Annotated in this window: 8 protein-coding genes; 4 read left to right on the top strand and 4 right to left on the bottom strand. The window is 70.0% G+C overall.

The features are described 5' to 3' along the window. Nucleotides 1–12: 12 nt before the first annotated feature. The 4 genes from nadC to FV242_RS03580 form a co-directional block, all read right to left on the bottom strand. Complete coding sequence (gene nadC / locus FV242_RS03595) at nucleotides 13–885, bottom strand: carboxylating nicotinate-nucleotide diphosphorylase (RefSeq protein WP_147937963.1); 873 nt, start codon at nucleotides 883–885, stop codon at nucleotides 13–15. Next, the gene (locus FV242_RS03590; protein WP_147937962.1) at nucleotides 882–2,405 is read right to left on the bottom strand and encodes an L-aspartate oxidase; all 1,524 of its coding nucleotides are present in this window, start codon (nucleotides 2,403–2,405) and stop codon (nucleotides 882–884) included. Before FV242_RS03590 ends, nadC begins: the two co-directional genes overlap by 4 nt. 2 nt (nucleotides 2,406–2,407) lie before the next feature. Continuing rightward, entirely contained in the window at nucleotides 2,408–3,418 is a 1,011-nt protein-coding gene (gene nadA, locus FV242_RS03585) for a quinolinate synthase NadA (protein WP_147906245.1), read from the bottom strand. A gap of 139 nt (nucleotides 3,419–3,557) precedes the next feature. After that, the gene (locus FV242_RS03580; RefSeq protein ID WP_147906246.1) at nucleotides 3,558–4,388 is read right to left on the bottom strand and encodes an aldo/keto reductase; all 831 of its coding nucleotides are present in this window, start codon (nucleotides 4,386–4,388) and stop codon (nucleotides 3,558–3,560) included. Between the two features lie 204 nt (nucleotides 4,389–4,592). On the opposite strand from FV242_RS03580, the gene paoA reads away from it, so the two are divergent. The 4 genes from paoA (at nucleotide 4,593) to FV242_RS03560 (ending at nucleotide 10,116) form a co-directional block, all read left to right on the top strand. Continuing rightward, complete coding sequence (gene paoA, locus FV242_RS03575; RefSeq protein ID WP_147938027.1) at nucleotides 4,593–5,246, top strand: aldehyde dehydrogenase iron-sulfur subunit PaoA; 654 nt, start codon at nucleotides 4,593–4,595, stop codon at nucleotides 5,244–5,246. A gap of 10 nt (nucleotides 5,247–5,256) precedes the next feature. Continuing rightward, entirely contained in the window at nucleotides 5,257–6,231 is a 975-nt protein-coding gene (locus FV242_RS03570; protein ID WP_147937961.1) for a xanthine dehydrogenase family protein subunit M, read from the top strand. Between the two features lie 23 nt (nucleotides 6,232–6,254). After that, nucleotides 6,255–8,477 carry a xanthine dehydrogenase family protein molybdopterin-binding subunit gene (locus tag FV242_RS03565; RefSeq protein ID WP_147937960.1) on the top strand — a complete coding sequence of 741 codons (2,223 nt, stop codon included), beginning with the start codon at nucleotides 6,255–6,257 and terminating at the stop codon, nucleotides 8,475–8,477. A gap of 94 nt (nucleotides 8,478–8,571) precedes the next feature. Next, nucleotides 8,572–10,116 (top strand): acyl-CoA synthetase, encoded by a 1,545-nt coding sequence (locus FV242_RS03560; protein WP_147937959.1) that lies wholly within the window; start codon nucleotides 8,572–8,574, stop codon nucleotides 10,114–10,116. Nucleotides 10,117–10,152: the final 36 nt, after the last annotated feature.

The following is a 10,152-nucleotide window of genomic DNA, read 5'->3' as shown; positions in this document are numbered from 1 at the left end:
GGGTTCTGTCGATCAGGCGGCGTCCAGCCCCAGGTCGATGATCGCCGCCGAGTGGGTGATCCAGCCGCAGGAGATCAGGTCCACGCCCGAGGCCGCGACCGCGCCCACGGTCTCGCGGGTGATGCGGCCGGAGGCTTCCGAGAGGGCGCGGCCGTCGATCATCGCCACGGCGCGGGTCAGCAGGTCGGGGCCCATATTGTCGAGGAGGACCGCATCCACGCCGACCGAGAGGGCTTCCTCGAGCTGCTCCAGGCTATCGACCTCGCACTCGATTTTCACGAGGTGGCCGGCCCGTGCGCGGGCCCGCTGGATCGCCGGCACGATGCCGCCAGCCACCGCAACGTGGTTGTCCTTGATCAACACCGCATCGTCGAGGCCGAAGCGGTGGTTCGAACCGCCCCCGGCCCGCACGGCGTGCTTCTCCAGCGCGCGCAGGCCCGGCGTCGTCTTGCGGGTGCAGACGATCGAGGCCTTGCCGTGCGGGCGAGCCGCCTCCACGAGGCCGTTCGTCGCCGTCGCGACACCCGACATCCGGCAGAGCAGGTTCAGGGCGACGCGCTCGGCGGTCAGGATCGCCCGGGCCGGGCCGTCGAGGCGCAACACCACGTCGCCGGGCGCGACCCGGGCCCCGTCGCCGCGCTCGACCGTCACGGTCACGGCCGGGTCGATGAGCGCGAACGCGATCGCGGCGGCGTCAATGCCGGAGATCACCCCGTCCTGGCGGGACGCGATGACGCCGCGCATCCGCTCGCCGGGCGGCACGATCGCGTCGGTGGTGATGTCGCCGGCCCGGCCGAGATCCTCGATCAGGGCGGCACGCACCACCGGCTCCACCAGGAGCCGCGGCAAGGGCAGGATCTCTTCGGTCAGGACCGATTGCGTCATGATGCCAACTCCGTCCCGGCGGTCGTGGTCTCGCGGTACGCGGCGTTCAGCGTGGCGAGCGTCGTGTCCGTGTGGGCTGCCGGGGCGACATGCGGAAAGTCGCTGCGCCAGTGGGCGCCGCGGCTCTCCCGGCGGGTGAGCGCTCCGCGGGCGATCATCAGCGCCACCAGGGCGGCGTCGCAGGTCTCGCTGTGAGCTTCGAGCGTGGCGACCGCCTGCTCGAGGCCGGCGGCATCGCGGACCACGCCGACCTGGGCCTCCATGAGTCTGCGGATCGACGACAGATCCGCGACCGAACGGGGAGCCATCGTCTCGGGTGCGACCGCGCCTGGAAGCGGCGCGTCGAGGGCGTCGGCGATGAAGCCGGCATAGGCGAGCCCTTCCAGCAGGGAATTGCTAGCAAGCCGGTTCGCACCGTGGAGGCCCGTGGAGGAGACCTCGCCGCAGGCATAGAGGCCCGGCACCGACGTGGCTCCGTGCGCATCCACCTTCACGCCGCCCATGTGGTAGTGCGCCGCCGGGCGGACCGGGATCGGCTGAACGGCAGGATCGATGCCGGCGGCGGCACACAGGCCGGCCACCGTCGGGAACCGCTTCGGCATCGCGGCCCCGAGGGCGCCGCGGGCATCGAGATAGACCGTGCGGCCGCGTTGGAGCGCCTGGAAGATGCCCCGGGCAACCACGTCGCGCGGGGCGAGGTCGCCGCCGGTGATTCCGGCCATGACCGCTTCGCCGGCCTCGTCGATCAGCCGGGCGCCCTCCCCGCGCAACGCCTCGGTGGCCAGCGGCATCGGGTCGGCCCCGGCCGCGATCGCGGTGGGGTGGAACTGCACGAACTCCATGTCGCGCATCACCGCCCCGGTCCGCGCGGCCAGCGCGAGCCCCCCGCCGACGGCGCCGGGCGGGTTCGTGGTCGCCGCGTAGAGGGCGCCGACGCCGCCGGTGGCCAGCACCACGGCGCGCGCCAAGATGCGGAACCGGGCGCCGTCGCGCTCGGCCACGATGCCGGCGACCGCGCCGCGCGTGTCCCGCAGCAGGTCGCAGGCACGGGCTTCGACCACCTCCACAGACGGCGTGGCCAGGACCGCGCGCACCAATCCTTCGAGGACGCGGGCCCCGGTGGCATCACCGCCCGAGCGGACGATGCGGCGGCGGCCATGCGCCGCCTCCAGGCCGAGCGCCAGGGCGCCATCCTCGGTGCGATCGAACGGGACGCCGATCCGCACCAGCCAGTCGATCAGCCCCGGGCCCGCCTGGGCGACCCGGAGCGCCACGTCGGGCTCGGTCAGCCCGGCGCCCGCGGCTACGGTATCGGCGGCGTGGAGAGACGCCGCGTCGTCGGCGCCGACCGAGGCGGCGATGCCGCCCTGGGCCCAGCCGGTAGCGGTGCCGAGGCCCAGGGCCGAAGCGGTGATCAGCGTCACGGGGCGCGGCGCGAGCCGCAACGCGACGCTGAGGCCGGCGACGCCGCCGCCGACCACGACGATGCGGTCGGCCATGTTGGGAGTGACGGCGTTCATCGTCAGCGCACCAGCAGCATGCGCTCGACCGCCGCCCGGGCGCGGTCGGCCAAGGCGGGATCGACGGTAACCTCGTGGGTCAACGTCTCCAGGGCCCTGCGGATGTTGCTCAGGCTCATCCGCTTCATGTGCGGGCACATGTTGCAGGGCTTGATGAACTCGATGTCCGGGTTTGCCGCCGCGATGTTGTCGGCCATGGAGCACTCGGTCACCAGGACGACCTGGCTCGGGCGCTTCTGCAGCACGAAATCCATCATCATCGCGGTGGAACCGGAGAAGTCCGATTCGGCCACGACGTCGGGCGGGCATTCCGGGTGCGCGATCACCGTGACGCCGGGATAGCTGTCCCGCACGTCGCGGATGTCGGCGGGCGTGAAGCGCTCGTGCACCTCGCAATGGCCAGCCCAGGTCAGGATTTCGACCTCGGGAACCTCGGCCTGAACGTTCTGGGCCAGGAACTCGTCCGGGATCATCAGGACCCGGGGCGCGTTCAGCGACCGCACGACGGCCACGGCGTTGCCGCTCGTACAGCACAGGTCCGATTCGGCCTTCACGGCGGCCGACGTGTTCACGTAGGTCACGATCGGCACGCCCGGGTATTTGGCCCGCAGGCCGCGCACGTCGGCGGCCGTGATCGAATCGGCCAGCGAGCAGCCCGCGCCCATGTCGGGAATCAGTACGGTCTTGCTCGGGTTCAGGAGCTTGGCGGTCTCGGCCATGAAGTGGACGCCGGCCAACACGATCACGTCGGCATCGACATTCACCGCCTCGCGCGCCAGCGCCAAGCTGTCGCCGACGATGTCGGCCACCGTGTGGAAGATCTCCGGCGCCTGGTAATTGTGCGCCAGGATCACCGCGTTGCGCTCGCGCTTCAGCCGCAGGATCGCCTCGATATCGGGGGCGAGCGCCGGCCATTCGATTGCTGGAACGTGACGGCTGACACGGGCGTAGAGTTCCGGCAGCGGCAGGCCTGGAACCAACGTACGGGAGACGGGTGACACGGTCGCCGTCATGGCGTCCTCCATTATGCTCAGTTTGAGCATTGTGCCGTCTAACTTATGGGCGCCGCACCCGTCTGTCTAGATATGCTAGCCTTGAGCATAAATCTTTTGCGGCGCAGTGTTATGCTGCGGCGCAAAAGGGCTCGTGCGCTCAGCAGAAGGTCGCAGGATCGGGCCCGATCCGCCCGTCGGGCCGGTCGAGGGCGGCGATCTGGGTCATCTCCTGATCGCTGAGCGCAAAGTCGAACACCGAGACGTTCTCGACGATGCGCTCGGGTCGGGCGGTCTTCGGGATCGCGACGCAGCCGATCTGCACCTGCCAGCGCAGCACCACCTGGGCCGGGCTCCTGCCGTGCGCCTGGGCGATGGCGACGATGACCGGGTCGTTCAGCTCCTTGCCCTGGCCGAGCGGGCTCCACGACTCGGTGACGATTGTGTGCCGGGCATCATCGGCGCGGGGCTCCTTCCGCTGGAAATGCGGGTGGAGTTCGATCTGGTTGACGGCTGGCGCGACGCCGGTCTCGCCGATCAACGTGACGATGTGCTCCGGGGTGAAGTTCGAAACCCCGATCGACTTCGCGCGGCCTTCGTCGCGCAGCTGGATCATGGTCCGCCAGCTCTCCACGAACAGGCGCCGCTGCGGACAGGGCCAATGGATCAGGTAGAGGTCGACATAATCCTGGCCGAGACGCTTGAGGCTCTCGTCGAAGGCCTGCCGCGTCGCATCCCGGCCCTGGCGGTCGTTCCACAGTTTGGTGGTGAGAAACACGTCTTCGCGCGGGACCGACGATGCGCGGATACCACGGCCGACGCCTTCCTCGTTGCCGTAGGCGGCGGCGGTGTCGATCAGGCGATACCCGGCCCTGAGCGCGTGGCCGACGAGATCGGGCGCCTGTGACTCCGATAATTGCCAGCATCCGAAGCCGATCTGCGGGATGCGACGCCCGTCGTTGAGCGGCAAGGTCGGGATTGTGACGGCCATACTGAGCACTCCGGACGAGGTGTTGCGCCCGCGTCACCTGGATCGAGCCGAGGGATCGACCAGGGTTGAAATCTGACGCCCCGGGGAATGGCCGCGGTGAAGGGGCGCAGTCTGGACCGGATCTAATTTACGGACGCTGACGTTGGGACACTGAATTCCAGGCTGCGCTTCGCCGTGAGCGTCGCGCATGGGCGGGATAGCAGCATGACAGACGACACTCCGACGAAGCCGTTCGCTCTCACGCGGCGTGCTGTCGTGGAAGGCTGCGCCGCAGCCGGGGCATTCGGCGCCCTCGGCTTCCGGGCGGCGGCCGCCGCGACCGCGGCCCCCGGCGATCTGGCCGCGCAGACGATGCCTGTGCGCCTCACGATCAACGGCGAGGCGCGCGATTTGGTCCTGGACACGCGCACGACCCTGCTCGACGCCCTGCGCGAGCACCTGGCCCTCACCGGCACCAAGAAGGGCTGTGACCATGGTCAGTGTGGTGCCTGCACGGTGCTGGTGGATGGCCGGAGGATCAATTCCTGCCTGACGCTCGCAGCGATGCACGACGGTGACGCGGTCACGACGATCGAGGGACTGGCGACCGGGGACACGCTCCATCCGATGCAGGCCGCCTTCATCGCGCATGATGGCTTCCAGTGCGGCTATTGCACGCCCGGTCAGATCTGCTCCTCGGTGGGCATGCTGAGCGAGGCGAAGGCCGGATGGCCCAGCCACGTCACCGAAGACGTCGCGTCCACCCCGAGCCTCAGCGACGACGAGATCCGGGAGCGGATGAGCGGCAACATCTGCCGCTGCAGTGCCTATCCGAACATCGTCGCGGCGATCCGCGATACCGCCGCCAGAAACCTCTGAGGGGGCGGACATGAAGGCTTTCACGTACGAGCGTCCGGCCACCGTGCAGGACGCAGCCAAGCTTGCGGCCGAGCGGCCGAACGCGAAGTTCATTGCGGGCGGCACCAATCTGCTCGACCTGATGAAGCTTCAGATCGAGACCCCGGCGACGCTGATCGACGTCAACCGGCTGCCCCTCGACAAAGTCGAAGCGACGCCGGAGGGCGGCCTGCGCATCGGCGCACTGGTGCGCAACGCCGACCTCGCCGCGGACGTGCGCGTGCGCAAGGATTACGCGGTTCTGGCGAAGGCCCTGCTGGCCGGCGCCTCGGGCCAGCTGCGCAACAAGGCGACCACCGCCGGCAACCTGCTGCAGCGTACGCGCTGCTATTATTTCTACGACACCGCGATGCCCTGCAACAAGCGCGAGCCCGGCTCCGGCTGCTCCGCGATCGGCGGGTTCAACCGGATCATGGCCGTGCTGGGCGCCAGCGAGGCCTGCATCGCCACCAACCCGTCCGACATGAATGTCGCGATGCGGGCGCTGGATGCCTCCATCGAGACCATGGATCCGGCCGGGCAGGCGCGGACCATCCCGATCGCCGACTTCCACCGGCTGCCGGGCGACACGCCGCAGATTGAGAACGACCTGCGCAAGGGCGAGATCATCACCGCGGTGACGCTGCCGAAGCCGGTGGCCGGTCAGCACATCTACCGCAAGGTCCGCGACCGGGCGTCCTACGCCTTCGCGACCGTGTCGGTGGCCGCGATCATCACGGGTGCCGAGGGCGGTAAGCCGACGGCGGCGCGACTCGCTTTCGGTGGCCTGGCGCACAAGCCCTGGCGCGTGGCCGAGGCCGAGGAGGCGCTGGTACGGACCGGCTCCGCCGATGCCGCCGCCGACGCGGTGCTGAAGGGCGCCCGCGGCTACGGCGCCAACGACTTCAAGATCCCGCTGACGCGGCGGACCCTGCGCGCCGTCATGGCGCAGGCGACCCGCGCGTAGAGAACCCGGCAAGGACAAGTCCCATGGAGATGAACCAGCCGATCGGCCGGACGCCCCTCGACGACCGTCCCGACTGCCTCGTCGGTAAACCGCTGGACCGGGTCGACGGACCGCTGAAGGTCACTGGGCACGCGCCCTACGCCTACGAGACCAGGGCGCTCAAGAACCCCGCCTACGGTTACATCGTCCCGGCGACCATCGCGGCCGGCACGATCCGGGCGATCGACGCCGAGGCCGCGCGCCGAGCCCCGGGGACGATCCTTGTCCTGACCCACGAGAACGTGCCGGAGCAGGGTGAGAAGAAGGAGCAGGTCTGGCCGCAGCTCCAGGGCACCGACATCAAGTTCTACGGGCAGCCCGTGGCGTTCGTGGTCGCTGAGACCTTCGAGCAGGCCCGGGCCGCCGCCATGCTGGTCAAGGTCCGCTACGATGCGGCCAAGCCCAAGGCGCTGCTGAAGGACAACATGGCGGCGGCCTACGAGCCGAAGCCGGTCAACTCGCCCCCGGACTCGAAGCTCGGCGATTTCGATGCCGCCTTCGCGGCGGCACCCGTGAAGCTCGACGTGGAATACACCACGCCGCCGCAGATCCACGCCCAGATGGAGCCGCACGCCACGATCGCCTCCTGGGAGGATGACGGCGTGGTGCTGCACACCGCCAACCAGATGCCGAACCGCGGCCAGAAGGCCCTCGGCTCGGTGCTCAAGCTGCCGCCCGAGAAGGTGCGGATCGTCAGCCCGTATATCGGCGGCGGCTTCGGTGCCAAGCTGCAGGTGCAGCCCGAGGCGACCCTGGCGATCCTGGCCTCCAAGGTGATCCGTCGGCCCGTGAAGGTCGCGATGACCCGGCAGCAGGAATTCCACGTCGCGACCCACCGCACGGACACGATCCAGCGGATTCGCCTGGGAGCCGACAAGGACGGACGTCTCTCGGCGATCGGGCACGAATCCTGGTCCGACACCGCAGAGGGCGACGGCTTCTTCGAAACGTCCGCCAACGTCACCCGCTCGCTCTACGCGGCGCAGAACCGGGTGACGCGCCATCGGCTCGTCAACCTGAACATGCCGATCGCCTCGGCCATGCGCGCGCCGGGTGAGGCCGTGGGGCAGCTCGCCTTCGAATGCGCCATGGACGAGTTGGCCGAGCACCTGAAGATCGACCCCGTCGAGCTGCGGGTGCGCAACGAGCCCGCCGAGGACCCCGAGAAGAAGGTGCCGTTCTCGACCCGCCAGCTCGTGCCCTGCATGCGCGAGGGCGCCCGCCTGTTCGGCTGGGAGAAGCGGCAGGCGGCGGGCAGCCGGCGCGAGGGCAACTGGCTCGTCGGCATGGGCATGTCGGCCGCCGCCCGGCTCAATCCGCTGATGCCGTCCTCGGCCAAGGTGCGGCTTGGGCCCGACGGGGTGCTGGTCGTGCGCATGGCCATGACCGATCCCGGCACCGGCACCTACACGATCCTGACCCAGATCGCCGGCGAGATGCTGGGGCTTCCGGTCGAGCGTGTCCGGGTCGAGATGGGCGATACCGACTTCCCGTTCGCGTCCGGCTCGGGAGGCTCGTTCGGGGCCGGATCGGCTGGATCCGCGCTCTACGTCGCCTGCGACAACCTCCGGCAGGCGCTGCTGAAGGCGGGCGACCTGAACCCGGAGGGCGCGACCTTCCGGGACGGCGCCGTGACCTCGGGCAACCGCACGGAATCGCTGAAAGACCTCGCGGGCACCGGCCTGGAGGCCTCCGGCGAGATCAAGCCGGGGGAGATGAAGCAGAAATTCTCGCAGTACTCCTACGGCGCACACTTCGCGGAAGTCGGCGTCGATGCCGATACCGGGGAGATCAGGCTTCGCAGGATGCTGGGCGTCTTCACCGGCGGGCGCATCCTCAATGCGAAGACGGCGCGAAGTCAGGCGATCGGCGGCATGACCTTCGGCGTTGGCGCGGCGTTGATGGAGGATGCGGTGGTGGATTCCCGCTACAGCTTCTTCGTCAACCACGACTTGGCCGAGTACCACGTACCCGTCCACGCCGATGTGCCGGTGATCGACGCGGTGTTCCTGCCCGAACTGGACGACAAGACGAACCCGCTGAAGAGCAAGGGTCTCGGCGAGCTCGGTATCTGCGGCGCCGGGGCGGCCCTCGCCAACGCGATCCACAATGCCACCGGCATCCGGATCCGCGCGTATCCCATGACCCTCGACAAGGTGCTCAAGGGGTTCGAGGAGCAGGAGGGTCAGGCCCAACGCCGGACCTGACGCGCTCCGCATCGGCGCTGGCCTCACCCGAGGTTGACGGGCGGCGCGCCGATGCGGGACACCCGGGCAAAACCCAAGATGCGGGGAACGCCCTTTGTCCGACGCCCTCCGGCTCCATGATCATCGCCATCCCCCGGCCCGCTTCAACGCGGCCCGGTACTGCCTGGCGGAGAATGCGCGGCTGCGCCCAGACAAGACCGCGCTGGTGCTGGTCGGCGACGGCACCGCGAGCCGGCTCAGCTTCGGCGATGTCGACCGCGCGGTGCGCAGCATCGCGGCGGGGCTGCTCGGGCTCGGGCTGACGCCCGGCGACCGGGTGATGATCCGGATGGGCAACGAGGCCGATTACGTCCTGATCTACTTCGGCGCCCTAGCGGCCGGCCTGGTGGCCCTGCCGTCCTCGCCCCAGCTGACCGAGGGCGAAGCCGAATTCCTGATGGAGAATTCCGGCGCCCGGGCGATCGTGGTCGGCGGCGGCTGCGCGGTGCCGCCCGCGGCCCTGGGCAGCCGCATCCTGCTCGACGCCGCCGCGATCACCGCCCTGAAGGGCACCGCCCCGCTTCCGGACTACGCCGACACCGCCGCAGACGACCCGGCGATGCTGATCTACACCTCCGGCACGACCAGCCGGCCCAAGGGGGTGCTCCATGCCCACAGGGCCGCCCATGGCCGCTGGCCCATGGTCGAGCACTGGATCGGGCTCGGCGAGTCCGACGTGATGCTGCATGCCGGCACCATGAACTGGACCTACACGCTGGGCGTCGGCCTGAGCGATCCGTGGTCGGTGGGCGCCACCGCGGTGCTCTACAACGGCCCCCGCGACCCGTCGGTCTGGCCGCGCCTGATCGCGGAATACCGCGCCACCCTGTTCGCGGCGGTCCCGACCCTCTACCGCCAGATCCTGAAGTACGGCGCCCTCGAAAGCCACGACCTGTCGAGCCTGCGCCACGGCTGCACCGCCGGCGAGCCGCTGTCGATCGAGCTGCTCGAGGCCTGGACCCGCGCCACCGGCAAGCCCCTCTACGAGGCGCTCGGGATGAGCGAGATCTCGACCTACATCTCCAGCGGGCCCACCATCCCGGTGCGCTCCGGCTCCCCGGGCCGGCCGCAGCCCGGCCGGCGCGTCGCGATCCTCCCGGTGGAGGGGGAGCCCGTGCCGCTGCCCGCCGGCGAGACCGGCCTCCTGGCGGTCCACCGCTCGGAGCCCGCGCTGATGCTCGGCTATTGGAACCGCCCCGACGAGGAAGCCGAGGTGATGCGCGGCGACTGGTTCGTCGGCGGTGACCTCGCCCGGCTCGATGCCGACGGCTACGTCTGGTTCGAGGGCCGCAACAACGACCTGATGAAGGCGATGGGCTATCGGGTCTCGCCGAACGAGGTCGAGGTCGTGCTCTCGGCCCACCCGTCCGTGGCGGAAGTCGGGGTGGCCGAGCTGCCGGTGCGCGCCGATGTCTCGGTGATCTGCGGCTTCGTGGTGCTTCAGCCCGGCGCCGACCCCGACGCCGAGGCCCTGCTCGCGTGGTGCGAGGCGCGCCTGGCCGCCTACAAGCGCCCGCGAGAGATCCGGTTCCTGGACGCGCTGCCCCGAACGGCCAACGGCAAGGTGCAGCGCAAGCGGCTGGCCGAGGCCGCGGGGTGAAGCGGCCTCTTCAAGCTCCTCTGCAGAAGGAGCACT

The organism is Methylobacterium sp. WL64 (assembly GCF_008039945.1).
In the GTDB taxonomy this organism is placed as follows: Bacteria; Pseudomonadota; Alphaproteobacteria; order Rhizobiales; family Beijerinckiaceae; genus Methylobacterium.
The sequence above is the reverse complement of the archived record's forward strand: the minus strand, read 5'-3'. Positions and strand labels throughout refer to the sequence as shown.